Source organism: Pseudoxanthomonas sp. PXM01 (assembly GCF_014851815.1).
GTDB lineage: Bacteria > Pseudomonadota > Gammaproteobacteria > Xanthomonadales > Xanthomonadaceae > Pseudoxanthomonas_A.
In genome coordinates, this window is sequence record NZ_JACVAJ010000001.1 from 256,919 (window position 1) to 280,811 (window position 23,893).

Here is a 23,893-nt window from a genome sequence, read left to right on the forward strand (position 1 = left end):
GGATGTGAATGCCCATGGGGCAGGGGGCTAGAATAGCCGCATGATCCAGATTTCCGACAGCGCGCAGGCGCACTTCCGCAAGCTGATCGAGCGCGAGGCCCTGCCCGGATTGGGCGTACGCCTGAGCGCCGTCCATCCGGGTACCGCACAGGCCGACGCACGGCTGGAGTTCGCCGAACCGCGCGACCTCGCCGGTGACGAATGGGCCGTCGATTGCGACGGGTTCACCCTTTACGTGGATGCGGCCAGCGTGCACTGGCTGGACGGCGCCGACATCGACTACGTGATGAAGGGTGCCAGCACGCAGCTGACCATCAAGGCGCCGCGCATCAAGGGCGAGGCCCCTGGTGATGCCGCATCCCTGGTCGAGCGCGTGCGCTGGGTGGTCGACAATGAGATCAATCCGCAGCTGGCCGCGCACAAGGGGCGGGTGGCGGTGGAGGAAGTCGGCGGTGACGGGGTGGTGTGGCTGCGCTTCGGCGGCGGCTGCCACGGCTGCGGTATGGCCGACGTCACGCTCAAGCAGGGCATCGAGAAGACCTTGATGGCGCGCGTGTCCGGCGTCACCGCGGTCCGCGACGCGACCGATCACGGGACCGGTGATGCGCCGTACATCCCGCGCGGCAACGCGGCCTGACGGAGCCGAGCGCCGGTGACGAACGCCACCGACGTCATCGCACACCTGCTGCCGCGCAAGGCGGCACCCATCGTCGAACGCCAGACCGGCCTGCCTTTCGGGTGGGGACTCTGGTTGCGTGCGCTGCCCGAGCGGCTGGGCCGCATCACGCGCGAGAAGGCGGACGCCATCCTCGATCTGCTGGCCTCGCACACACCGAAGGCCAGGCGCGCCGCGCCGTTCCTGCCCAGCCGGTTCTACGCCCTGCGCTCGCTGTTCTACCAGGGGTGGGGACCACCTCCACGCGAAGAGCGCTGGATGCGCTGGGCAGCGGCGTTCACCAGCAGCACGCTGCACCTGCTGTTCTTCCTGTTCCTGCTGTGGGTGGCGCTGGTACAGATCCCGCCGCCGCCGGAAGAGGCCGGCGACAGCAGCCGCGTGCGGCTGGAAATGATCGGCGAGGGCAGTCCCGAGGCGATCGGCGGCGCGACCGAGGCGGGCGAAGCGGTCGCCGAACAACCGGCCAGCGCTGCCGCGGCTTCGCCACCTTCAGCGGCACCGTCGCCCAGTCCACCTCAGCCGGCCGCGTCGTCACCGCCATCCTCGGACGCTGCCGCGCCTCACGTCGCTGTGGACGTACCGCCGGTTCCCGCGCGCGATGTGCCGGTGCCCGAGATCGCGGACCAACCGCTGCAGGTGACCGAGGTGGCCGAACCCACTCGCGCCTTCGTGCGGCCGCCGCCCACGCCCAGGCAGCCGGAGATCACGCAACCCGCGATACGTGAAGTCGGCGTCCCCACCCGCGACATTCCAACGCCGATCACCGCGCCGGTCGTACGGCGCGACGTGCCTACGCGCAGCGTCGATGTGCCGACGATAGCCACGCGCGACGCTGAAGTGCAGGAGCGCGAGATGACCGCGCCCGCGCCGCAGGTGCGCGCGGTACCGGTACCGTCGCGGGAAGTGACGCCACGTGCCATCGCGGCGCAGGAACGCAGCGTGCGGCAATCGGAAGTCCGGGAGCCGTCGCCCCGACCGGCACCCGCACCGGTGCCCGCCGCGCAAGCGCCCTCCAATGCAGGCACCTCGGTCGCTACAACACCCTCGAGATCGACCGCGCCGAGCACGTCCAGCAGCGCGACGTCACCGCGAGGGACGACATCGCCTGCGTCCCGTACGCCAGGCCCTGCTGCTGCAACGAACCCCGGCGGATGGAACACGCCCGCGCGCACCGATGACTGGGGCAATTCTCGCCGCAACGCGGCGGGCGACAGCGCCGCGGACGGACGCGATCAGGCTGGTCTGTACAACGCCGATGGCAGCCTGCGTGTGCCGGGCAATGCCGGCGACAACGCTGCCGCCGATCGCGGAGCACCGGGCGGCGGCAACGATCAATGGACCCGCGAGCGTCTGGAGGAAGCAGGCACCTGGTTGCAGCGGCCGCCGTACGACTACGAGCCCACCAGCTTCGACAAGTACTGGGTGCCCAGCGAGTCGCTGCTGGCCGAGTGGGTGCGTCGCAACGTGCGCGAAGTGGACATTCCGATTCCGGGCACCAACATGAAGCTCAAGTGCTCGATCTCGGTACTGCAACTGGGCGGTGGCTGCGGCCTGGGCAGCCTGTTCCCGGAACCGCCGAAGGCGCGTCCGCCGCCGGAGATCCCGGTCAAGCGGACGCCGATCCCGACCGACAGCTGATGTCCGGATGACGAAAGATGTGTCGCGTGGCGTGTGAGCGACGTAAGTCGCGATAGGGCGCTGCGGTGGTTCATCGCGACTTGCGTCGCTCCCACAGAAGGCCAGGGTGTCGCCGCATACAAAAACGGAGCCTCTCGGCTCCGTTTTCGCATTCCCGACGAGGGCAGAAAGCGGCTTAGCGGTGCACCTTGTGCAGGTCGCGCAGCTGCGAGGGGCGCGAACCGAAGTAGGCGGCCAGGTCGGAAATGTCCTGGTCGCTCAGGTTCGCGGCCTGCGGCGTCATCAGCGCGTGCTGGCGGTCGCCGCTGCGGTAGGCCTGCAGCGCGTGCGCCAGGTAGTCGCCGTACTGGCCGCCCAGCTTGGGGTAGGTGTCGTCGATTGGCGCATTGCCCTCGGCGCCATGGCAGTCCACACAGCTCTGGCCGGTGGCCTGGCCCTTGGCCTTCGCCAGCTCCTCGCCCTTGGCGATGTGGCCCTTCGGCAGGCCTGCCGAAGAACTGGAGCCGTGCTGGCCGCTGGCATGGCCGGGATTCTCGGCCGAAGCCTCGGTGTTTTCCTTCGAGCAAGCCACCACGGTGAGGGCCGCAAACAGGACGATGGCTAGACGCTGGGCGTGCTTGGCGTTGGGCATGGTGGGCTTACTTGACGGTGGAGAGGAAAGCGGCGATGTCGGCGATGTCCTGGTCGGAGAAGCTCTGCGCCTGGGCCTGCATCGTGGGGTGCTTGCGGTTGCCGTTGCGGTACTCGATCAGCGCATTCGCCAGATAGTCGGCCGACTGGCCGCCGATCTTGGGCACCTTGAAGCTGGGATAGGCGTTCTTGTAACCCTCGATGCCATGGCAGCCCTGGCAGGTATAGGTGAGGGTGCGGCCGGTGTCGGCGTTGCCGGCCAGCGGCTTGGCGGCGGGAGCCGCGGCTGGTGCTGCGGCTTCAGTGGCGGCCGGCGCGGTGGCCGGGGCTTCCTGTTGGGCGGTCAGGGCGGCCAGCGGAAGGGCGGCCAAGGCAAGGCAAGCGGCGAGCGGCAGCGGTCGCATCATTCTCGGAGAACTCTCAGGTTGCGCGCGCCACGGACCACCGCAGCGCTTGGCTGAACGCAGTATAGCCTGCGACCGAATGTCGCGCACAGGCAGGGCTGCCATGCAGCCCGCTACGCCTTGGTTTGCCGCCGGATGGTTGCCGTGCTTGGGCGCATACATACGTTGACGATGACGTGGGGCCCGCATCGTCATGGCGCATCGTCGTCGTCACTCTCATGCCCACGCGTGGCAATCCATCCAGGTACCGGTCTGCATGCAGCACGAATGCGGACGCAAGTCACCATGACCTTCGGCGCATGGAAGTCATTCAGGGGTGATATACCTTCATACAACACCACCACAACGCCACGACGGTACCGCCCCATGTCCCGACCCCGCCCCCACTCCGGCCGTTCCTACCTGCGTCTTGCACTGGTCCCCGTGATCTGCGGCCTGCTGGTCCTGTCCGCCTGCAAGGGGGGCGGCCCCGCGGCCGAGGCCCAGGCCAAGAACGGCGAGGAGAAGAAGGAGTCCGAGGCCGTCCCGGTCGAGGTGGCCCAGGCTACCCGGCGCGCGGTGGCTGCCAGCTACAGTGGCACCACCACGTTGGAGGCGCTGGGCGAGTCCCAGGTCGTCGCCAAGACCTCGGGCGTCGCGCTGGCCGTGCTGGTCGAGGAAGGGCAGGTGGTCCGTGCCGGCCAGGCGCTGGTGCGGCTGGACCCTGACCGTCCGCGCCTGCAGGTCGCCCAGGCCGCAGCGCAGATGCACAAGCTGGAGAACAACTACCGGCGCGCCCAGCAACTGGTCGAACAGCGGATGATCAGCGCCAACGACGTGGACCAGATCAAGTACGACCTGGAGAACGCGCGCGCCGTCTACCGCGCGGCATCGCTGGAACTGTCCTACACCACGATCACCGCGCCGATCTCCGGCGTCGTCGCCTCGCGCTCCATCAAGTCTGGCAACTTCGTGCAGATCAACTCGCCGATCATCCGCATCGTCGACGCCTCGCGGCTGGAAGCCACGTTGAACGTGCCCGAGCGCGAGATCGCCAAGCTCAAGCCGGGGCAGGCCGTCGGACTGGCGGTGGATGCGTTGCCGGGCAAGCAGTTCACCGGCACGGTGGCTCGCGTCGCACCGGTGGTCGACAACGGAACCGGTACGTTCCGCGTCGTGGCCTCGTTCCCCGGCGACGGCGAATTGCAGCCGGGCATGTTCAGTCGCCTCAACATCAACTACGACCAGCGTGCCGATGCGTTGGTGGTTCCGCGCACCGCCCTGCTGGAAGACGGCGGCGAGCCTGCCGTGTATGTGGTCCGTGACGGCAAGGCGCAGCGCACCGTGCTGAAGCTGGGTTACAACGATGCCGGCTGGGTCGAAGTGCGCGAAGGGCTGAAGCCCGGCGAGCAGGTCGTTATCGCGGGCAAGGCCGCGTTGCGCGAAGGCAGTGCCGTGCAGGTGATCGGCCAGGACAAGAAGCCCGCCACCGTGGCCAAGGCGCCGGCCGCAGAGGCGAGCAAGCAATGAGTGCGCACGGACCTTCGTCCGGCGGTGGCTTCGACCTGATCGAGTTCTCCACGCGCCGCCGCGTCACCATCGCGATGATGACGCTCACCCTGGTGCTGTTCGGCCTGATCTCGCTGTCCAGCCTGAAGGTCGAGCTGCTGCCGGACCTGAGCTATCCGACGCTGACCGTGCGCACCGACTATGAAGGTGCGGCGCCGGCGGAAGTGGAAACGCTGATCTCGCAACCGGCGGAAGAGGCCCTGGGCATCGTCAAGGGCCTGCGCAAGCTCAAGTCGATCTCGCGCACCGGGCAGAGCGACGTGGTGCTGGAGTTCGCCTGGGGCACCGACATGCAGCAGGCCGGGCTGGACGTGCGCGACAAGATGGAAACGCTGCAACTGCCGCTGGAGGCCAAGGCTCCGGTGCTGCTGCGCTTCAATCCGTCCACCCAGCCGATCATGCGCCTCGCGCTGTCGTCCAAGCAGGAGGCCGGCAACGAAGCCGATGCGATCCGCCGACTGATGGAGCTGCGTCGTTACGCCGACGAGGACCTCAAGCGCAAGCTCGAACCCGTCACGGGCGTTGCCGCCGTCAAGGTCGGTGGTGGCCTGGAAGACGAAGTCCAGGTCGACATCGACCAGCGCAAGCTGGCCCAGTTGGGCCTGTCGCTGGATACCGTGATCCAGCGCCTGCAGCAGGAAAACGTCAACCTCTCCGGCGGTCGCCTGGAGGAGGGCTCGCAGCGCTACCTGGTGCGCACCGTCAATCAGTTCACTACGGTCGAACAGATGCGCGAGATGCTGCTGACCACGGCGGCAGGGGCCTCGTCCAGCAGCTCGACCGGCACCAACCAGCAGCTGATGACGGCGATCCTGGGCAGCAGCGATCCCAACGTGATCGCCGCGCTGCGCAGCGACAGCAGCGGTGGCGCGCCCAGCGTGCGCCTGAAGGACGTGGCCGACGTGCGCCAGGGTTACAAGGAGCGCGAAGCGGTAATCCGCAGCGCCGGCCACGAGGCGGTGGAGCTGGCGATCTACAAGGAAGGCGACGCCAATACCGTATCGACTGCCGATGCGCTGGAACAGCGCCTGGAGATCATCCGCAAGGAGATGCCCAAGGACATCGAGATGACGGCCGTGGAGGACCAGTCGGTCTTCATCCGCCACGCCATCAAGGACGTCAAGGTCGATGCGGTGATCGGCGGCCTGCTGTCGATCCTGATCATCTTCCTGTTCCTGCGCGATGGCTGGAGCACCTTCGTCATCTCGTTGTCGCTGCCCATCTCGATCATCGCCACGTTCTTCTTCATGGGCCAGCTGGGCCTGAGCCTGAACGTCATGTCGCTGGGCGGCCTGGCCCTGGCCACGGGCCTGGTCGTCGACGACTCGATCGTGGTGCTGGAGTCCATCGCCAAGGCCCGCGAACGCGGAATGGGCATCCTGGAAGCGGCGATCAAGGGCACGCGCGAAGTGTTCATGGCGGTGGTGGCATCGACGCTCACCACGATCGCGGTGTTCCTGCCGCTGGTGTTCGTCGAGGGCATTGCCGGGCAGCTGTTCCGCGACCAGGCGTTGACGGTGTCGATCGCCATCGCGGTGTCGCTGGTGGTGTCGATGACGCTGATCCCGATGCTGAGCGCGCTGAAGGGCCGCCCGCCGTTGGAGTTCCCGGCCGAAGAGCCGCGTGAGCCGTGGCGTCCCGAGAGCCGCTGGAAGAAGCCCGCGGCCTATGCGGGACGTGGCGTCGGCGCGTTGTTCCGTTATGGCTTCTTCTGGTTGGTATGGCTGGTGGTGCGGATCTTCCGCGGCCTCGCCGCGGTGATCGGGCCGGTGATGCGCAAGGCCAGCGACCTGGCGATGGCGCCGTACGGCCGGGCCGAAGCCGGCTACCTGCGGATCCTGCCGGCCGCGTTGAAGCGTCCCGTCCCGGTGCTGGGCGGCGCGGCGCTGGCGTTCGCGCTGACCCTGGCTGCGTTGCCGCTGCTGGGCGTGGACCTGATCCCGCAGCTGGCGCAGGACCGCTTCGAGATGACCGCCAAGCTGCCGCCGGGCACGCCGCTCGCACAGACCGACGCCCTGGTGCGCGAGGTGCAGCGTGCGCACGCGGGTGAAGAAGGCGTGCGCCTGCTGTACGGCGTGTCGGGCACTGGCACGCGACTGGACGCCAGTCCCACCGAAAGCGGCGAGAACATCGGCAAGCTGTCGGTGGTCATGACCGACAACGCACGCGAGCAGGGTCTGATCGAAAGCCTGCGCGGGACGATGAAGCAGTGGCCCGAGGCCCAGGTCGACTTCGCCCGTCCGGAGCTGTTCGCCCTGGCTGCCCCGCTCGAGATCGAGATCGAGGGCAACAACCTGGAGTCGATCCGCGTGGCGGGCAACCGCCTGGCCGAGATGCTGCGGCAGAGCCCGCACTACGCCGACGTGAAGTCGACGGTGGAGCAGGGCTTTCCGGAGATCCAGATCGTGTTCGACCAGGACCGTGCCGCTGCGCTGGGCCTGACGACGCGACAGATCGCCGATGCCGTGGTCAACAAGGTGCGCGGCAACGTCGCCACGCGCTACAGCTTCCGCGACCGCAAGATCGACGTGCTGGTACGCGTGCAGGAATCCGAGCGCGCCTCGGTCGACGACATCCGTCGCCTGATCGTCAATCCCAGCGGCAACAAGCCGGTGGAACTGATCTCGGTGGCCGATGTCATCGCCACCACCGGTCCGAGCGAGATCCACCGCGCCGACCAGCGGCGCGTGGCCATCGTGTCGGCCAACCTGCGCGACATCGACCTGGGCAAGGCCATCACGGAAGTGCGGGACATGGTGGCGAAGAACCCGCTGGGTACCGACGTGGGCATGCGCATCGGCGGCCAGGGCGAGGAACTGGGCGAGTCGATCAAGTCGCTGCTGTTCGCATTCGGCCTGGCGATCTTCCTGGTCTACCTGGTCATGGCGTCGCAGTTCGAATCGCTGCTGCATCCGTTCGTCATCCTGTTCACCATCCCGCTGGCGCTGGTCGGTGCGGTGGCGGCCCTGCTGCTGTCCCGCTCGCCGGTGTCAGTGGTGGTGTTCATCGGCCTGATCCTGCTGGTCGGCCTGGTAGTGAAGAACGCCATCATCCTGATCGACAAGGTCAACCAGCTGCGCGAGGAAGGCGTGGCCAAGCGCGTGGCGCTGGTGGAAGGCGCACGCTCGCGCCTGCGCCCGATCATGATGACCACCCTGTGCGCGGTGTTCGGCTTCCTGCCGCTGGCGCTCGCCTTCGGCCAGGGTGCCGAGGTGCGCTCGCCGATGGCGATCACGGTGATCGGCGGCCTGCTGGTGTCCACACTGCTGACGCTGCTGGTGATCCCGGTGGTGTACGACCTGCTGGACCGCAAGCCGGATGAGTTCTACGCCGAACGCGGTCGTCGCGCGCGACTGGTCGCCGCGCAGGCCGAACAGGTGATCTCGCACGAGGACGATCCCATCGGCGGCGTCGAGGGCTGATCCGGATGAACATCACCGAGCTGTCCATCCGCCGTCCCGTCACCACCATCATGCTGTTCGTGTCGATGGTGGTGATCGGCCTGATCGCCTCGTTCCGGTTGCCGCTGGAGGCCGAGCCGGAAGCCACCATTCCGTTCTTCTTCGTGTCGTTGCCGTATCCCGGATCGACCCCCGAAGAGGTCGAGCGCAACCTGCTGCGCCCGGTGGAGGAAGCCATCGCCACGATGCCGGGCATCAAGACGATGAATTCGCGCGCCAATGCCGAAGGCGGCCAGATCCAGGTCGAATTCAGCGATTGGGACCGGGACATCGCGATGGCCGCCTCCGAGGCGCGCGAACGCATCGATGCGGTGCGGGACGAGTTGCCGGATGATTTCCGCCGCTATTACGTGCAGCGCTGGAGCACCAGCGACCAGGAGGCGATCAGCCTTCGCCTCAGTAGCCAGGAAGACCTGACGGCCCGCGCCGACCTGCTGGAGCGCAGCATCAAGCAGCATCTGGAGCGGTTGCCGGGTGTGGCGCGCGTCGAGGTCGAGGGCGTGGCAAGGCAGGAAGTGCTGGTCGCGCTGGACAAGGACCGCATCAGTGCTCATGGGGTCGCGCTCAACGAGCTGGTCAGCAAGTTGCAGGCGGCCAACTTCTCGGTGTCCGCCGGGCAGATCACCGAAGCCGGCCGCCGTCTGCGCGTGCAGCCGCGCGGCGAGTTGCTCGAACTGCAGGCCTTGCGTGACCTCCCGATCGATGGCCGTGGCACGCGCCTGTCCGATATCGCCGATGTCAGCCTGCAGCCGCAGCGCATGAGCTACGTGCGCAAGATGGAAGGCAAGCCCAGCGTGGGCGTGGACATCTACAAGGAGCGTTCGGCGAACCTCGTGGACCTGTCGAGGACGGTGGGCAAGGAAGTGGAGGCGCTGCGGCAGGACCCGGCGATGCACGGGGTCGACATCGAGGTCGCCTGGGATTCGGGCAAGGCGGTGACCAGTTCGCTGCTGGCGCTGGCGGAGGCGGGGGCGATCGGCCTGGTGCTGTCGGTGATCGTGCTGTACGCGTTCCTGCGCCATTGGCCGTCGACGCTGATGGTGTCCATGGCCATCCCGATCTGCTTCATCATGACGCTGGGCTTCATGTACTTCACCGGCATCAGCCTGAACATCATCTCGATGATGGGCCTGCTGCTCGCGGTCGGCATGCTGGTCGACAACGCCGTGGTGGTGGTGGAGAGCATCTACCAGGAGCGCGAGAAGTTCCCCAACCAACCCGAGGTCGCGTCGATCATCGGTACCCGCCACGTAGCCATCGCGCTGTCGGCGGGCACCCTGTGCCACTGCGTGGTGTTCCTGCCGATGATGTTCGGCGAGAAGAACATCATCACGATCTACCTGTCGCAGCTGGCGGTGACGATTTCGGTGTCGCTGCTGGCCTCGTGGCTGGTGGCGGTGAGCCTGATCCCGATGCTGTCGGCACGGATGAAGACGCCGCCTGCAGTGAAGTCGCCGCTGATCAGCCGTCTGCAGAACCGCTACGCGCGCGTGCTGCGCTGGACGCTGGAACACCGCGGCTGGAGTGTCGCCGGCATCCTGCTGATCTCGGCGATCAGCGTGTTCCCGATGATGAACACCAGCGGCGGTGGCGACGAGAACGATCCGGACGAGATCAACATCTTCTACCAGTGGAAGGGGTCCTATTCGAAGGAGGAGATGGGCAAGGAAGTGCAGCGGGTGGAGGACTTCGTCAACGCCAACCGCAAGGAATTCCACATCAAGCGGGTGTACAGCCGTTACTCGGAGCAGGGCTGGGCGCAGACGCGGCTCTACCTGGACATCGACGACCGCGAGGTCAGCAAGAAGATCGAGGAAGAAGTCCGCAAGGGTCTTCCGCAATCGGCACGGGCCAAGCTCGGCATCGGCTGGCCGGGCGGCATGGGCAGCGAAGGCCAGGGCATACGCTTCAGCCTGATCGGCGACTCCAGCCAGACCCTGCAAGAGCTGGCCGAGGACATCATGCCCATCCTGGCGCGCGATCCGAAACTGCGCGATGTGCGCGTGGATGTCGGCGACGCCAATTCCGAGTTGGCCGTGCAGGTGAACCGCGAGCGTGCGGCATCCTACGGTTTCAGCGCGCAACAGGTGGCGCAGTTCGTCGGCATGGCATTGCGTGGCTCGTCGCTGCGCGATTTCCATCGCGACGACGTGGAGATCCCGGTCAACGTGCGCTTCGCCGGATCGGACCACTACGGCATCGAGGATCTGTCGTCGTTCATGGTGCGCAGTGCGTCGGGCCAGGAAGTCCCCTTGCTGGCGATGGTCGACGTCAACGTCAATCCCGCCGCCACGTCCATCCAGCGCCTGAACCGGCAGACCATGCTGCGGATCGAGGCGGGACTGGCCAAGGACGTGTCGATGGAGGACGCGCGCAAGTCCCTGGAGGCCACGCTGGACGGCATGGAGTTCCCGCCGGGGTACGGCTACACGTTCAATGGCGCGGGCTTCAACATCAACTTCGACGGCATGGACCAGATGGTGACCGCCATCATGATCGCGCTGGTGTTGATGCTGGTGATCATGGCGGCGGTGTTCGAGTCGCTGCTGTTCCCGGTCGCCATCATGTCCTGCGTGCTGTTCTCGATCTTCGGCGTGTACTGGCTGTTCTGGTTGACCGGCACCGAGATGAACATCATGGCGGTGATCGGCATCCTGGTGCTGATGGGCGTGGTGGTGAACAACGGCATCGTGATGATCGAACACATCAACAACCTCCGGCGCCGCGGCATGGCGCGCACGGATGCGCTGGTGGAAGGCAGTCGCGAACGCCTGCGCCCGATCATGATGACGATGGGCACGGCGATCCTGGCGATGATCCCGATCGCGCTGAACACGCAGACCGCCGACGGCATGCCGCCTTACCACCCGATGGCGCGCGCCATCGCTGGCGGGCTGGCGTTCTCCACCGTGGTCAGCCTGCTGTTCCTGCCGACCATCTATGCATTGCTGGACGACCTGCGCAGCGGGACAGCCCGTTCGATCAAGCGCGCTCGCCAGCGCCGCGGCGAGGCCCGTGTCGCGGCAACCGCCACCAGCCCGCACGGAGACTGACGCGGATGGCAAAAGAAAAGCCGGGCAATGCCCGGCTTTTTCCTTGGATCGGACCGCAGGGGGACTCAGCCGACCAGCTTGCCCAGCATCCGAAGACCGCCGGTCCACACGCCGATGGCGGTGCCGAGGCTGGTCAGGAAGAAATTCAGCAGCACGCGCGCCACGCGGTTCTTCCACCAGCCGCGCATCGTCTGCACGTCGTCGCGCAACGCCATGAAATCGGCGTAGGTCGGCTTGCGCAGTGTCGCTTCCACGAACGCGCTGACCGTGCCCGACGCGAGCGCAGGATGCAGCGGCGTGAGCGGTGAGGAAATGAAGGCCGCCAGGATGCTGAGCGGATGGCCGCCCGCGATCGCGCAGCCGATGGCGCCGAGGATGCCGGTCGCCAGCACCCATTGCAGCAGCAGGTCCGAACCGACATCGACGCCACCCTGCCAGAAGCCCCAGGCGAAGCCACCGACCAGGAACAAGCCGATGATGACTTCCATCCAGGGGAACCGCGACTTGGCTTTCACGACCTCAAGCGATTGACGTATTTCGGAAGGATCGGCGGTGTCGTCCCTCAAGTGCCGGGTCAGGCCGGGCAGGTGGCCCGCGCCGACCACGGCCAGCACGCGGTAAGGCGATGCCGAATCGGTCGGCTTGCCGGCGGCGACCTGGCGCAGCGCCGATGCCATGTACTGGTCGCGCTCGGCGATGATGGCCTGGTACAGCTGCGGGCTTTCGGCGGCGAACTCGCCGAAGCTCGATTCCATCAGGTCGCCCTGCTTGAGCTTTTCGATCTCGTCGTCGCCGACCTCCTCGTCGCCGAACATGCTGGCCAGGATGCCGGCACCGACCTTGGTCCGCTGCCACCAGCCCAGCGACTGCAGGGCGCGCTTGAAGGTCAGCCCGACTTCGCGGTCGATCAGGTGGACCGGCAGTCCGCGCGCCTTTGCATCCAGTGCGCCTGCTTTCAGCTCTTCGCCAGGCTCGACATCGAGTTGTTCGGCCAGCCGGCGCTGGTACGCCGCGAGCGCAAGGTTGGCGGCGAACAGATGCGTCTTGCCTTCGCGGATGACCTTCACCAGGTCCAGCCGCGCCAGTGTGTCGGGGTCGGTCAGCGACTGCAGGCGACCGGCATCCAGTTCCACCGCCACGCTGTCGTAGTCGCCACTGGCGACGGCAGCGCGCACGGCATCGACGCTGGCGCGCGACACGTGGGCAGTGCCGAGCAGGGTGTAGCGCACGCCGTCGCGCTCGACGATCTCGTGGGGCTGGCCGTGCAGCGGATCGGAAACGGTAACGTTCGGTTCGGTCATCGTGTCATTCGTCTTGCGGGGGCGCGGCAGTGCCGTGGCCGAGGGTGCGCTGCATCTGCACGGTGTCCAGCCAGCGGTCGTGCTTCCAGGCGATGCCGCGGAAGATGCCGACCAGGGTGAAGCCGAACTTTTCGTGCAGCCGGATGGAGGCGGTATTGGTGGGTTCGCCGATCACGGCGATCATCTGCCGGTAACCACGCGCTTCGCAGTCATCGATCAACGCCTGCATCAGCGCGGCGCCGATACCCTGGCCTTGCTGGCCGGGTACGACGTAGACCGAGTTCTCCACGGTCTTGCGATAACCGGCGCGGGCGCGGTAGCTGCCGGCGTAGGCGTAGCCGACGAAGCGGCCATCGAGTTCTGCGACGAGGTACGGATAGCCGGCGTCCAGCACTCCCTGCATGCGGCGCGCCATCTCGGCTTCGTCCGGCACGTCGTACTCGTAGGTGTTGACGTGGTCGCGGACTTCGTCGGCGTACAGGGCGGCGATGGCCGGCACGTCGGCCGGCGTGGCGTCACGGACGATCAGCGGCACGCCCGGACCTCAGTCGATGTAGCGCTTGAGCAGGTCGCCGTACGCATCGATGCGGCGGTCGCGCAGGAACGGCCAGATGCGACGGACGTGCTCGCTGCGCGCCATGTCGACCTCGGCCATCAGGATGGTTTCGTCGGTGCCGGCTTCGGCGATGAATTCGCCCTGCGGACCGAGCACATGGCTGTTGCCCCAGAACTGGATGCCAGACGCGCCCAGCGGTGAAGGCTCGTGACCGACCCGGTTGCAGCTCAGCACGGGCAGCCCGTTGGCGACCGCGTGGCCGCGATGGCTCAGTACCCAGGCATCGCGCTGGCGGTTCTTCTCGGGTTGTTCGTCGTCCGGGTCCCAGCCGATCGCGGTGGGGTACAGCAGCAGGTCAGCGCCGGCCAGCGCCATCAGGCGAGCGGCTTCCGGATACCACTGGTCCCAGCACACCAGCACACCGAGACGACCGACGGAGGTGTCGATGGGCGTGAAGCCGATGTCGCCCGGGGTGAAATAGAACTTCTCGTAGAACCCCGGATCGTCGGGGATGTGCATCTTGCGGTACTTGCCCGCGATGCTGCCGTCCTTCTCGTAGACGACGGCGGTGTTGTGGTACAGCCCGGCGGCGCGACGTTCGAACAACGACGACACCAGTACCACGCCATGCTGCTTCGCCAGCTTCCCGAGACGCTCGGTGCTGGGGCCGGGGATAGGTTCGGCCAGATCGAACTCCTGTACCGACTCGTGCTGGCAGAAGTACGCACCGTTGTGCAGTTCCTGCAGCAGCACGAGCCTGGCGCCCTGCTTGGCCGCCTCGGCGACGCGCGCCTCGATCACCGACAGGTTGGCGTCGGCATCGCCGTGGTTCTTTTCCTGGATCAGGGCAACGGGCAGGGTAGTACGGCTCATCGGGCGAGGCGGGGGCTATCGGGGGGAGGGCGCATGGTACCGCGTCCTCCGTGATGGCAGGCGTCCCGGGGGTGAATGCACGGATTCAGGGCGTATCGCGCGAGGCTTCCAGCTGCTTCTGGCGCCTGCCCAGCGCCACGCCGGTAACCGCCCATGCCACCGCCACACCGGCACCGATGAACATGGCGGCCGCGGGATGCTCCGCCAGCACGTCCAGTGCCCGCTTGACCCAGCCGCTCAGCGCATCGCCACCGCGATAGACCACGGTATCGATGAAGTTCTTTGCCTTGTACTTCTGTTCCGCGGGGACGACGGTGTAGAGCATCTCGCGGCCGGGTCGCACGAAGGCGTATTCGCCCGCTCGCCGAACCACCATCACCACCACGAAGACCGCGAACACGGGCGACAGCGCCAGCCAAAGGAAGCCGCCGGCCATGATCACCGGCACGGCCACCAGCAACACGCCCACACCCAGCTTCTGCGCGATGCGGCCGGTGATGAACAACTGGCTGAGAATGGCCAAGGTCTGCACCACCGTATCGATCAGGCCGAAGACCTGGGTCTGCTCTTCCTTGTCGGTGAACCGTTCGGCGACCAGCTTTGCCTGTTCGAAATAGAGGAACGTGGTGACCGTCGCCAGCAGCAGTACGAAGAACGCGATGCCGAGCAGGTACGGCGAACGGAACACCGCGGTCGCACCGGCGAACGGATTACCGCCCAGCGGCCGTTGCCGCTGTTCGGAGGAACTGGCACCGGCAGGCAATGGATGGCGATCGCGCCAGCGGTGCAACCAGGTCGCCGTCGCGGCGCTGGCCCCGATGAGCACGGCGGAGAAGAGCATCAGGCCGCCGTGCCCCAGGGGCTTGACCAGCAGGGTGGTCAGCAGCGGCCCGGCCAGTCCGCCGAGACTCGCGCCAGCGGCGATCAGTGCGAACAACCGCTTGGCTTCGTGGCTCTCCATCACGTCCGCCAGCACGCTCCACGCCAACGAGATCATCAGCAGGTTGATGACCGACACCCAGATGTAGAACGTGCGCGCCAGCCAGACATCGTCCGGCGTCGCCAGCATCGCGACGCCGTACCCCAGCAGGCTGGCCACCACCATGCCGAACACCCACGGCACGATGCGCCGCCGCGCGACCTTCGACGCAATCCAGCCGTACAGCGGCAGCACGATCAATGTGGCGACGAAGGTACCGGTGAACAGCCATTGGAGGTTGTCGACGCCACCTGCGACGCCCATCGTTTCGCGGATGGGCCGCAGCATGAAATAGCCGGCAAACAGCAGGAAGAACATCGCCAGTCCGGCGCCGACCACGGGCGCCTCGTGCTCGCGGACATTGAACAGACGGGCGATCCAGCCGGCAGCGCCGGGCGCGGGAGGTGTCGGCATCGGCTCAGGCCACTGCAGCGATCAGGGCGTCGCGCTGCGCCGGGGTCAGATCGGGGCCGGTACCTGCTTTCAGGTTGTCGGTCTGGCGATCGGGCTTTCCGGTCGCCGGAATCACCGCGGTCACCGCCGGGTGACTCAGGGCGAATTTCAGGAAGGCCTGCGCCCACGATGTCACGCCGGCCTCGGCCAGCGCAGGCGGCACCGGCTTGTCCTTCACTTGCGCGAACAGCTTGCCGTCCTCGAACGCACGGTTGATCAGCACCGCCACGCCGAGTTCCTGCGCCAGCGGCAGTACGCGTTTTTCGGCGCCGCGGCTGGCGACCGAATAATTGATCTGCAGGAAGTCCGGCTTCTCGGCCTGGACGATGTTGGCGAGTTCTTCCTGGGCACGCTCGACATAATGGGTCACGCCGACGTACTTCACCTTGCCCTGTGCCTTCAGTTCGCGCGCAACGGCCAGCTGCGTCTTCAGGTCACCCAGGTTGTGGACCTGCAGCAGTGCCACCTTGTCTGTCTTCAGCCGACGTAGCGTGTCTTCGAACTGTGCCATGCCGGCGTCGCGGCCGGTCACGCCTGAAAGCTTGGTCGCCAGCCAGGCTTTTTCGGTGAGGCCTTGCTCGGCGAGTAGGGCGCCCATGACGTCTTCGGCAACGCTGTAGGTGGGGGCGGTATCGATCAGGGTCGCGCCGGCGGCGAAGAACCGCGCCAGCACTTCCTTCAGCGGATCCCGTTCGGCTGCGCTCTGGCCGACTTCGAAGCTCCCTGAAGTCCCCATGCCGATGACGGGGACGCGTTCGCCCGAGGACGGGATCGCGCGGGTATTCAGCGGTCCCGGCGCGACGGGTGCTGCAGCGTTCGCAGGCGAGGGTGCGGCTGGTGTCACGCCATTTCCGCCAGCCTGGGCCGCGTCGCGGCAGGCCGCCAGTCCGAGGCCGGCGGTGGCCAGCGCGGTGGTGGTCAGGAACTTGCGTCGTGAATACACGGCCGTCTCCTCGATCAGGGGGAAACGGTGGTTATCCGGGATCGTGTAAGGCGATATGTAAACGAAGCGTTCAATCTGCGCCCAACTGAAGTCACGGTGCTGCGAACCGTGCGGCCGGGTCGATACTCAGTCCAGCAATCCCGCAGGCAACTGCATGGTGATGCAGTGCAGGCTGCCGTTCTGCCAGATCAGCGACCGGCAGGGCACCTGTACGATCTCGCGGTCCGGGTAGGCCTGCGCCAGGACCGCGGCGGCGGCATCGTCGGCCGCGTCGCCGTAAGCCGGCATCAGCACCGCGCCGTTGATGATCAGGTAGTTCGCGTAGGACGCCGCAAGGCGGCGGCCGTTGTCGATCACCGGCTGTGCCCAAGGTAGCGGGAACGTGCGGTAAGGATGTCCTTCGGCCGTGCGCAGGGCAGTGATGTCGGCAGCCATGGCCTGCAGTTCCGCGTAATGCGCGTCGCTGGCGTCATCGCAGGCCTGATAGACAATGGCGTCACCCGGCGCGAAGCGGGCGAGGGTATCGATGTGGGCGTCGGTGTCGTCGCCCTCCAGGTAGCCATGGTCCAGCCAAAGCACCCGGTCCTGCTTCAGCCAGCGCGCCAGCTTGTCCGTCAGCGCCTCGCGGGAGGCGTCGGGATGCCGCTCGTGCAGGCACTGCCATGTGGTCAGCAGCGTGCCGGCACCGTCGGTCTCGATGGCGCCACCTTCCAAAGCAAAATCAATACTTTGGACGAAATAGTTATGAAACAACTGCATACCGGAGAGCTCGCCGACCAGGCGATCGTCCCGGCTCGCTTCGTACTTGCCGCCCCACCCTGTGAAGCGGAAGTCGAGCAGCTTGAAGCGGTCGCCATCGCGCAGGGTGATCGGGCCGGAATCGCGCAGCCAGGTATCGTCGTACTCGGCCGGCACGAAGCGCACGCGCCCCATGTCCACGCGAGCGGAGCGCAGGCGGGCTTCGGCGTATGTCTGCAGGTCGTCGTCGGCGACGCAGATCGCCACGGACTGGAAACGGGTGATCGCAGCGACGAGGGCGACGTAGGTTTCTTCTACCTCGGCAAGGCGATCGGCCCAGTCGGTCTCGGCGTGCGGCCACGCGATCAGGACCGCGGATTGGGGTTCCCACTCCGCGGGGAAGCGAAAGGCATCAGTCATGGCGTCAATGTCGCGGCCGAGCCGCGCGTGTGTCAGCGGATGGGGGGCTTCGGGCCGATTTCCTCGGCACTGGCCTTGTTGATTACCACGTCGATGACGCGGCTCTTCTCGAAGTATACGGTGAAGCCCGGATACACCCATCGGTGAATCACCGGCCATTGGCGCTTCTGGCCGCCGCGCGGCTCGAGTTTCTGCTGCGGGGCACCGAAGCGGGCCTCCACGTCGGCCGTGGTCTGGCCGCGCACGGGCGCTGCGGCGGCAGGCGTTTCCTGCGCACGCTCGATCAGCAGGGTGTCGGCAAGCGCCGGGCCGGACAGGCCGAGCAGGGCGATCAAGGGCAGGGCAAGGACGCGACGGCTCATGGTTGGGTTCCCCTAGGTGACTCGCCTTTTATAACAAAAGGCCGAAAACAAAAAACCGCCCGAAGGCGGCTTTCTGCGGATTGCCCGGATCGCCTTGCAGCGGTCGGGCAGATCGGCCGTTCTCAGCGCTGACGCGCCTTGAAGCGGGGGTTGGACTTGCAGATCACGAAGACCTTGCCGCGGCGGCGGACCACCTTGCAGTCGCGGTGACGGGCCTTCGCCGACTTCAGGGAGGACAGGACCTTCATGAGTTGAAACCTCGGCGTAAATGTATGGGGTGAAACGAAGCCCGGCATTCTAACGGTAATTCCATAGCCGGATCAAGCGGTTGCATGGGCCGATGCGGAAGACCCGCTCGGACGTCGTCGGCGCGGGGTCGCCGAGCGCTCATAATGGAGGCCCTCTGACTTCTGGAAGCCCGTATGCCTGACCTCGCTCCCGTTCTGACCATTGATGGCCCCTCCGGCGCTGGCAAGGGGACAGTCAGTCGGATCGCGGCGTCTCGGCTGGGCTGGCACTACCTGGATTCCGGCGCCCTGTACCGGGCGGTGGGCGTAGCGGCGAGCTGGGCCGATCTGGACGTCTCCGACCCCGCCGCACTGGTCCGCTGTGCCTTCGATACCCGGGTGAGCTTCCGGGAGACCGAGGCCGGCTTGCGGGTGATCGTCGATGATCTGGACGCGACCGACGAGCTCCGTCTGGAAACGACCGGTGCGCTGGCATCCGCCATCGCCGCTATCCCGGAGGTTCGCTCGGCCCTGAAGGAACGCCAGCGGGCCTTCCGTCAGGCCCCGGGGCTGGTGGCGGATGGGCGGGATATGGGGACCGTCATCTTCCCGGACGCCCCTTACAAGGTCTTTCTGACCGCCAGCGCCGACGAGCGGGCCGAAAGGCGCTATAAGCAGTTGAAAGACAAAGGGGTTTCCGTCACAATCGACGGTCTGCTGCGCGAGATCCTCGCCCGCGATGCCCGTGACGCCCAGCGCACGGTGGCGCCCCTGAGGCCGGCCGACGACGCCGTTCTCATCGACACCACCGGCCTTGGCATCGACGCGGTCGTCGAGCGCGTGCTGGCCCTGGTGCCCGCACGCGCAGGTTGAGCCTCGCGCTGCAGAAGGTCCGTGCGGAATCCTCCGCGCGGTTTCTCCAACCACAACACTCACGGCCATACGCATCCCGCGCAGGCCGACAACGGGTGGACCGTCCGTACTCGCGTGCGCCGGTCTGTGTCATCAACCGAGTATTTTTCAATGACCGAATCATTTGCCGAACTGTTTGAACAGAGCCAGACCCAACTGGCCAAGCTGAAGCCGGGCGCCATCGTCACCGGCGTCGTCGTGGAAGTCCGCAACGACGTCGTGGTGATCAACGCCGGCCTGAAGTCCGAAGGCATCGTGCCGATCGAACAGTTCCGGAACGACGCCGGCGAAATCGACGTGGGCGTGGGCGACGAAGTGAAGGTGGCCCTCGACTCGATCGAGAACGGTTTCGGCGAAACCGTCCTCTCGCGCGAGAAGGCCAAGCGCGCCATGGTGTGGGACGAGCTGGAGCAGGCGCTCGAGAAGAACGAGACCATCACCGGCCGCATCAGCGGCAAGGTCAAGGGTGGTTTCACCGTCGACATCAAGGACGTCCGCGCGTTCCTGCCGGGTTCGCTGGTCGATGTGCGCCCCGTGCGCGACCCGGGCTACCTGGAAGGCAAGGAACTCGAGTTCAAGCTCATCAAGCTGGATCGCAAGCGCAACAATGTGGTCGTCTCCCGCCGTGCGGTGGTCGAGAGCGAGCATTCGGAAGAGCGCGAGCAGCTGATGGACAAGCTGCAGGAAGGCGTGGTGCTGAAGGGTGTGGTCAAGAACCTCACCGACTACGGCGCGTTCGTCGACCTGGGCGGCATCGACGGCCTGCTGCACATCACCGACATGGCGTGGAAGCGCGTGCGTCATCCGTCCGAAGTCGTGGAAGTCGGCCAGGAACTGGACGTCCGCGTGCTGAAGTACGACCGTGAGCGCAACCGCGTCTCGCTGGGCCTGAAGCAGCTGGGCGAGGATCCGTGGGACAACATCGCCCGCCGTTACCCGGCCAACAGCCGCGTGTTCGGCAAGGTCTCCAACGTCACCGATTACGGCGCGTTCGTCGAGATCGAGCCGGGCGTCGAAGGCCTGGTGCACGTGTCCGAGATGGATTGGACCAACAAGAACGTCAACCCGTCCAAGGTTGTCCAGGTTGGCGATGAAGTCGAAGTCATGGTGCTGGACGTGGACGAAGAGCGTCGCCGCATCTCGCTGGGCATGAAGCAGGTCGCCGCCAATCCGTGGGAAACCTTCGCGGCCACCCACAAGAAGAACGACAAGGTGTCCGGCCAGATCAAGTCGATCACCGACTTCGGCATCTTCATCGGCCTGGACGGCGGCATCGACGGCCTGATCCACCTGTCCGACATCAGCTGGAACACCACCGGCGAAGACATCGTGCGCAACTTCAAGAAGGGCGACACGCTGGAAGCCGTGGTGCTGGCCGTGGACCCGGAGCGCGAGCGCATCAGCCTGGGTGTGAAGCAGCTGGAGCAGGATCCGTTCGGCCAGTACATGGCCGCGCACCCGAAGGGTTCGAAGGTCGAAGGCACGGTGAAGGAAGTGGACGCCAAGGGCGCCACGGTCGAGCTCGCCGATGGCATCGAAGGCTACGTCATGGCGCGCGACATCAGCTACGACCGCGTGGACGACGCCAGCCAGCACCTGAAGGTGGGCGACAAGGTCGAAGCCAAGTTCATCGGCATGGACCGCAAGGGCCGCACGCTGCAGCTGTCGATCAAGGCGAAGGACGAAGCCGAGACCGCCGAAGCGCTGGCCGAGTACAACAAGTCGGCCGCCGAGGCCTCCACCGGTACCACCAGCCTGGGCGCGCTGCTGCGTGCACAGCTGGACGGTGGCAAGTCCGAGTAAGCGGCTCGCGCCGTTGCAGTATCACCCGCAGTAACGTTCCCCACCGGCCCGGAGATCCCGGGCCGGTGCGGGTACATCCGCCCGAATTCCGCACGCGATGACCAAATCCGAACTCATCGAGATCCTCAGCCGCCGTCAGCCGCACCTCAAGGCAGAGGACGTGGACTTGGCCGTCAAGGCATTGCTGGAGATGATGGGCGGCGCCCTGTCGCAGGGCGATCGCATCGAGATCCGCGGCTTCGGCAGTTTTTCGCTGCACTACCGGCCGCCACGCATGGGCCGTAATCCCAAGACCGGCGAATCGGTCGCGCTCCCGGCCAAGCACGTCCCCCATTTCAAACCGGGCAAGGAGCTGCGCGAACGCGTCAGCGACGTCACGCCCGTCGAAGAGGGCGGCGAGTAGTCCCGCTCCGGCGCGTGTCGTCCTGCGCCGACTCCGTTAAGCTAGGCGTCGTCCTGCAAGGAGTCGCCTGATGAACATGTTCCGCCTGGTCGTCGCACTGCTGTTCCTGGCCTACGGACTCATCATCGGCGTGCTCAACACGCAGCCGATCACGCTGAAACTCCTGTTCACCGAATTCCAGACCTCGTCCGGCGTCGGCATCATGCTGTCCTTGCTGCTGGGTGTGGTGGTGGGTGGCATGATCGTGGTCGCCACGCTGGTGTGGCCGTTGTACGCGAAACTGCGCAAGGCGCACCGCTCAGCAGCTGCTGCAGTGAGCGACGGCGGCCCCTCGACCGCCGACAGCGGTCGCTGAGCCATGGCCTTCCTTACCGAGTGGTTCTGGTTCTTCCTGTTCCTGCCGCTGGCCGCGCTCAGCGGCTGGATCATCGGCCGACGTGGCGGGCAACGGCATGGAGACACGCAGGTCAGCCGCCTGTCGAGTACCTATTTCCGCGGTCTCAACTACCTGCTCAACGAGCAGCCTGACAAGGCGATCGAACTGTTCCTGCATATCGCGGAACTGGACAAGGAGACGTTCGAAACCCAGGTCGCACTGGGGCATCTGTTCCGTCGCCGTGGCGAAGTGGATCGCGCCATCCGCCTTCATCAAGGCCTCGTGCAACGTGCCGACCTGAGCGACGCGCAGCGCGTGCAGGCCTTGCTTGCCTTGGGTGAGGATTACATGCGGTCGGGTCTTCTCGATCGGGCGGAAACCGTCTTTACGGATCTGGCGCAGATCGATCAACGTGCGCCGCAGGCGCTCAAGCATTTGATCGGCATCTATCAGGCGGAGCGTGATTGGGAAAAGGCGATCGACAACGCCAGGCGCTATGAAGAGGTCACGACGGAGCCGATGGGCAAGCTGGTGGCCCAGTTCGAGTGCGAGCTGGCCGAACGGCAGCGCACGGCGAACAATATCGAGGCTGCGCGTGCCGCTGTTGCGCGCGCTTACCAGGCGGATGCCGGCAGCGTGCGCGCCGGCATCATCGAAGGGCGGATCGAGGTGGACGCGGGCAATGCCGAAGCGGCAATCCGTGCCTTCGAGCGCGCCGCACGGCACGATCCGGATTACCTCCCCGAGGTTCTTCCCAGTCTGCTGACCAGCTACGACCAGGTCGGCGATCTGTCGGGCGCACGCGCGTTCCTGTCGGAGATGTGCGAGCACTATCGGGGTATCGCGCCGGTGCTCGCGCTGACGAAACTGGTGGAGCGTCAGGACGGCGTTGCGGCCGCGCGCGCCTATCTTGCGCGCCAGCTGAAGGACAGGCCATCGGTCAGGGGTGAGGCCTCACTGATCGATCTCACGCTGGCAGAGGGCGCTGATCCCGCAGCCACCCTGCATGACCTGAAGCACATCACCGACCAGTTGCTGGTGCGTAATCCGAGCTACCGCTGCACGCGATGCGGTTTCGGTGCCCGGACGCACCACTGGCAATGCCCGAGTTGCAAGGAGTGGGGCACGGTCAAGCCGCTATTGAACTACGCGGTGGTTTGATGCCGCCTCTGGCCGTCTGGCTGGCACTGATCGCATTGATTACCGCCGCGGCCACATGGTGCGCGCGGCGCTACGCCCTGCGCGGCAATCTGATGGACCAGCCCGGTGACAGGCGCAGCCACCAGGTCGCCACCCCACGAGGCGGCGGCATCTCCATCGTGCTGGTAGTGCTGACTGTCGGGTTTTATCTCATGTCGCGCGATACGTCCTTTCGCGCGCTGTGGATCGGTTTTCTGCCTGGCCTGCTGATCGTGGCCGGCATTGGATGGTGGGACGACCATCGGCCGCTGTCCCCTTGGTTGAGGCTGGCGGTCCAGGCGGTGGCTGCCCTGATGCTGGCCGCCGGGGCAGGGTGGCACAGCGGACATTGGCTACCGGCGGTGTTGGCCTTCGGGGCTGTCATGGTGCTGGTCAATGTGTGGAACTTTATGGATGGCATCAACGGTCTGGCTACCACCCAGGCCGGGCTGACGGCCTTGGCATATGCGGGACTGTTGGCGGGCGAGTGGCGCTGGCTGGCATTGGCGCTCCTGGCGGGTTGCCTGGGCTTTTTGCCGTTCAATTTTCCGAACGCGCGGATATTCCTGGGAGATGTGGGCAGCGGCGCACTTGGTTTCATCCTGGCGGGGCTGGCCGCCGCCGCGTTGACCACGATGCCACCGGTTACCGCCCCGTTGTTGCTGATCCCGTTGTGCGCATTCCTTATCGACGCGGGCTTCACATTGGCGGGGCGCATGCTTCGCGGAGAGCAGTGGTGGTCGCCGCATGTGGGACACCTCTACCAGAGGTGCTCAAGGCGCTTTGGACATACCGCTGTCACCTTGGTTTACATGGCGTTCGGTAGTATTAGCATATTGTTAAGCCTCGCATGGCCGTCGACCACATGGGCCGCCACCCTCCTGATTGTGGCGTTGACCTACGTTGTTGGCGGGACGCTCTGGGTTTTGTTGCGCCGGGGATGGCGTGATTAGTCGTT

Annotated in this window: 21 protein-coding genes; 11 read left to right on the top strand and 10 right to left on the bottom strand. The window is 66.2% G+C overall.

What is annotated here, in order from left to right:
* Window positions 1-40 precede the first annotated feature (40 nt).
* Complete coding sequence (locus IB230_RS01165; protein ID WP_192267930.1) at window positions 41-637, top strand: NfuA family Fe-S biogenesis protein; 597 nt, start codon at window positions 41-43, stop codon at window positions 635-637.
* A 15-nt stretch (window positions 638-652) separates the two neighbouring features.
* Complete coding sequence (locus IB230_RS01170; RefSeq protein WP_192267932.1) at window positions 653-2,314, top strand: hypothetical protein; 1,662 nt, start codon at window positions 653-655, stop codon at window positions 2,312-2,314.
* A 175-nt stretch (window positions 2,315-2,489) separates the two neighbouring features.
* Here the strand turns inward: IB230_RS01170 and IB230_RS01175 are convergent, their stop codons facing one another.
* Both IB230_RS01175 and IB230_RS01180 read right to left on the bottom strand, forming a co-directional pair.
* The gene (locus IB230_RS01175) at window positions 2,490-2,945 is read right to left on the bottom strand and encodes a cytochrome c (RefSeq protein WP_192267934.1); all 456 of its coding nucleotides are present in this window, start codon (window positions 2,943-2,945) and stop codon (window positions 2,490-2,492) included.
* Window positions 2,946-2,952: 7 nt separating this feature from the next.
* A complete protein-coding gene (locus IB230_RS01180) occupies window positions 2,953-3,348 on the bottom strand; it encodes a cytochrome c (protein WP_192271188.1) in 396 nt (131 codons plus the stop codon).
* 366 nt (window positions 3,349-3,714) lie between these two features.
* Between IB230_RS01180 and IB230_RS01185 the strand changes: the two genes are divergently transcribed.
* Genes IB230_RS01185 through IB230_RS01195 form a run of 3 tightly spaced genes read left to right on the top strand, consistent with a single transcriptional unit; the run spans window position 3,715 to window position 11,410 of the window.
* Window positions 3,715-4,857 (top strand): efflux RND transporter periplasmic adaptor subunit, encoded by a 1,143-nt coding sequence (locus IB230_RS01185; RefSeq protein ID WP_192267936.1) that lies wholly within the window; start codon window positions 3,715-3,717, stop codon window positions 4,855-4,857.
* Entirely contained in the window at window positions 4,854-8,318 is a 3,465-nt protein-coding gene (locus IB230_RS01190) for an efflux RND transporter permease subunit (RefSeq protein ID WP_192267938.1), read from the top strand. Before IB230_RS01185 ends, IB230_RS01190 begins: the two co-directional genes overlap by 4 nt.
* 5 nt (window positions 8,319-8,323) lie before the next feature.
* The gene (locus IB230_RS01195) at window positions 8,324-11,410 is read left to right on the top strand and encodes an efflux RND transporter permease subunit (protein WP_192267940.1); all 3,087 of its coding nucleotides are present in this window, start codon (window positions 8,324-8,326) and stop codon (window positions 11,408-11,410) included.
* A 65-nt stretch (window positions 11,411-11,475) separates the two neighbouring features.
* On the opposite strand, the gene IB230_RS01200 is transcribed toward IB230_RS01195, so the two are convergent.
* From IB230_RS01200 to ykgO, 8 genes are all read right to left on the bottom strand, one after another.
* Window positions 11,476-12,711 (bottom strand): TraB/GumN family protein, encoded by a 1,236-nt coding sequence (locus IB230_RS01200; protein WP_192267942.1) that lies wholly within the window; start codon window positions 12,709-12,711, stop codon window positions 11,476-11,478.
* 4 nt (window positions 12,712-12,715) lie between these two features.
* The gene (locus IB230_RS01205) at window positions 12,716-13,246 is read right to left on the bottom strand and encodes a GNAT family N-acetyltransferase (protein ID WP_192267944.1); all 531 of its coding nucleotides are present in this window, start codon (window positions 13,244-13,246) and stop codon (window positions 12,716-12,718) included.
* Between the two features lie 9 nt (window positions 13,247-13,255).
* Window positions 13,256-14,140 carry a carbon-nitrogen hydrolase gene (locus IB230_RS01210; RefSeq protein WP_192267946.1) on the bottom strand — a complete coding sequence of 295 codons (885 nt, stop codon included), beginning with the start codon at window positions 14,138-14,140 and terminating at the stop codon, window positions 13,256-13,258.
* Between the two features lie 85 nt (window positions 14,141-14,225).
* Window positions 14,226-15,533: an MFS transporter gene (locus IB230_RS01215; RefSeq protein ID WP_192267948.1), complete on the bottom strand. Its 1,308-nt coding sequence runs from the start codon at window positions 15,531-15,533 to the stop codon at window positions 14,226-14,228.
* A gap of 4 nt (window positions 15,534-15,537) precedes the next feature.
* Window positions 15,538-16,515 (bottom strand): aldo/keto reductase, encoded by a 978-nt coding sequence (locus tag IB230_RS01220; protein WP_192267950.1) that lies wholly within the window; start codon window positions 16,513-16,515, stop codon window positions 15,538-15,540.
* 126 nt (window positions 16,516-16,641) lie between these two features.
* Window positions 16,642-17,673, bottom strand: coding sequence for an agmatine deiminase family protein (locus IB230_RS01225; RefSeq protein WP_192267952.1), 1,032 nt, complete (start codon window positions 17,671-17,673; stop codon window positions 16,642-16,644).
* A 32-nt stretch (window positions 17,674-17,705) separates the two neighbouring features.
* Window positions 17,706-18,035, bottom strand: coding sequence for a hypothetical protein (locus IB230_RS01230; RefSeq protein ID WP_192267954.1), 330 nt, complete (start codon window positions 18,033-18,035; stop codon window positions 17,706-17,708).
* Between the two features lie 122 nt (window positions 18,036-18,157).
* The gene (gene ykgO / locus IB230_RS01235) at window positions 18,158-18,283 is read right to left on the bottom strand and encodes a type B 50S ribosomal protein L36 (RefSeq protein ID WP_010342887.1); all 126 of its coding nucleotides are present in this window, start codon (window positions 18,281-18,283) and stop codon (window positions 18,158-18,160) included.
* 174 nt (window positions 18,284-18,457) lie between these two features.
* Here ykgO and cmk point away from each other — a divergent pair, with 174 nt between their 5' ends.
* From cmk to IB230_RS01265, 6 genes are all read left to right on the top strand, one after another.
* Entirely contained in the window at window positions 18,458-19,135 is a 678-nt protein-coding gene (cmk, locus tag IB230_RS01240; RefSeq protein ID WP_192267956.1) for a (d)CMP kinase, read from the top strand.
* A 150-nt stretch (window positions 19,136-19,285) separates the two neighbouring features.
* On the top strand, window positions 19,286-20,977 hold the full coding sequence (gene rpsA, locus IB230_RS01245; protein ID WP_192267958.1) for a 30S ribosomal protein S1: 1,692 nt from the start codon (window positions 19,286-19,288) through the stop codon (window positions 20,975-20,977).
* 97 nt (window positions 20,978-21,074) lie between these two features.
* A complete protein-coding gene (locus IB230_RS01250) occupies window positions 21,075-21,380 on the top strand; it encodes an integration host factor subunit beta (protein ID WP_192267960.1) in 306 nt (101 codons plus the stop codon).
* A gap of 70 nt (window positions 21,381-21,450) precedes the next feature.
* Complete coding sequence (locus tag IB230_RS01255) at window positions 21,451-21,735, top strand: lipopolysaccharide assembly protein LapA domain-containing protein (RefSeq protein WP_192267963.1); 285 nt, start codon at window positions 21,451-21,453, stop codon at window positions 21,733-21,735.
* 3 nt (window positions 21,736-21,738) lie between these two features.
* Window positions 21,739-22,917 (top strand): lipopolysaccharide assembly protein LapB, encoded by a 1,179-nt coding sequence (gene lapB, locus IB230_RS01260; RefSeq protein ID WP_192267965.1) that lies wholly within the window; start codon window positions 21,739-21,741, stop codon window positions 22,915-22,917.
* Entirely contained in the window at window positions 22,917-23,888 is a 972-nt protein-coding gene (locus tag IB230_RS01265) for a lipopolysaccharide biosynthesis protein (RefSeq protein ID WP_192267967.1), read from the top strand. The genes lapB and IB230_RS01265 overlap by 1 nt, the downstream gene beginning before the upstream one ends.
* Window positions 23,889-23,893: the final 5 nt, after the last annotated feature.

Coding starts and splice junctions, on each gene's coding strand:
- IB230_RS01165 (WP_192267930.1), top strand. CDS start 41: ATGATCCAGATTTCCGACAGCGCGCAGGCGCACTTCCGCAAGCTGATC.
- IB230_RS01175 (WP_192267934.1), bottom strand. CDS start 2,945: ATGCCCAACGCCAAGCACGCCCAGCGTCTAGCCATCGTCCTGTTTGCG.
- IB230_RS01180 (WP_192271188.1), bottom strand. CDS start 3,348: ATGCGACCGCTGCCGCTCGCCGCTTGCCTTGCCTTGGCCGCCCTTCCG.
- IB230_RS01185 (WP_192267936.1), top strand. CDS start 3,715: ATGTCCCGACCCCGCCCCCACTCCGGCCGTTCCTACCTGCGTCTTGCA.
- IB230_RS01190 (WP_192267938.1), top strand. CDS start 4,854: ATGAGTGCGCACGGACCTTCGTCCGGCGGTGGCTTCGACCTGATCGAG.
- IB230_RS01195 (WP_192267940.1), top strand. CDS start 8,324: ATGAACATCACCGAGCTGTCCATCCGCCGTCCCGTCACCACCATCATG.
- IB230_RS01200 (WP_192267942.1), bottom strand. CDS start 12,711: ATGACCGAACCGAACGTTACCGTTTCCGATCCGCTGCACGGCCAGCCC.
- IB230_RS01210 (WP_192267946.1), bottom strand. CDS start 14,140: ATGAGCCGTACTACCCTGCCCGTTGCCCTGATCCAGGAAAAGAACCAC.
- IB230_RS01215 (WP_192267948.1), bottom strand. CDS start 15,533: ATGCCGACACCTCCCGCGCCCGGCGCTGCCGGCTGGATCGCCCGTCTG.
- IB230_RS01225 (WP_192267952.1), bottom strand. CDS start 17,673: ATGACTGATGCCTTTCGCTTCCCCGCGGAGTGGGAACCCCAATCCGCG.
- IB230_RS01230 (WP_192267954.1), bottom strand. CDS start 18,035: ATGAGCCGTCGCGTCCTTGCCCTGCCCTTGATCGCCCTGCTCGGCCTG.
- ykgO (WP_010342887.1), bottom strand. CDS start 18,283: ATGAAGGTCCTGTCCTCCCTGAAGTCGGCGAAGGCCCGTCACCGCGAC.
- cmk (WP_192267956.1), top strand. CDS start 18,458: ATGCCTGACCTCGCTCCCGTTCTGACCATTGATGGCCCCTCCGGCGCT.
- rpsA (WP_192267958.1), top strand. CDS start 19,286: ATGACCGAATCATTTGCCGAACTGTTTGAACAGAGCCAGACCCAACTG.
- IB230_RS01250 (WP_192267960.1), top strand. CDS start 21,075: ATGACCAAATCCGAACTCATCGAGATCCTCAGCCGCCGTCAGCCGCAC.
- IB230_RS01255 (WP_192267963.1), top strand. CDS start 21,451: ATGAACATGTTCCGCCTGGTCGTCGCACTGCTGTTCCTGGCCTACGGA.
- lapB (WP_192267965.1), top strand. CDS start 21,739: ATGGCCTTCCTTACCGAGTGGTTCTGGTTCTTCCTGTTCCTGCCGCTG.
- IB230_RS01265 (WP_192267967.1), top strand. CDS start 22,917: ATGCCGCCTCTGGCCGTCTGGCTGGCACTGATCGCATTGATTACCGCC.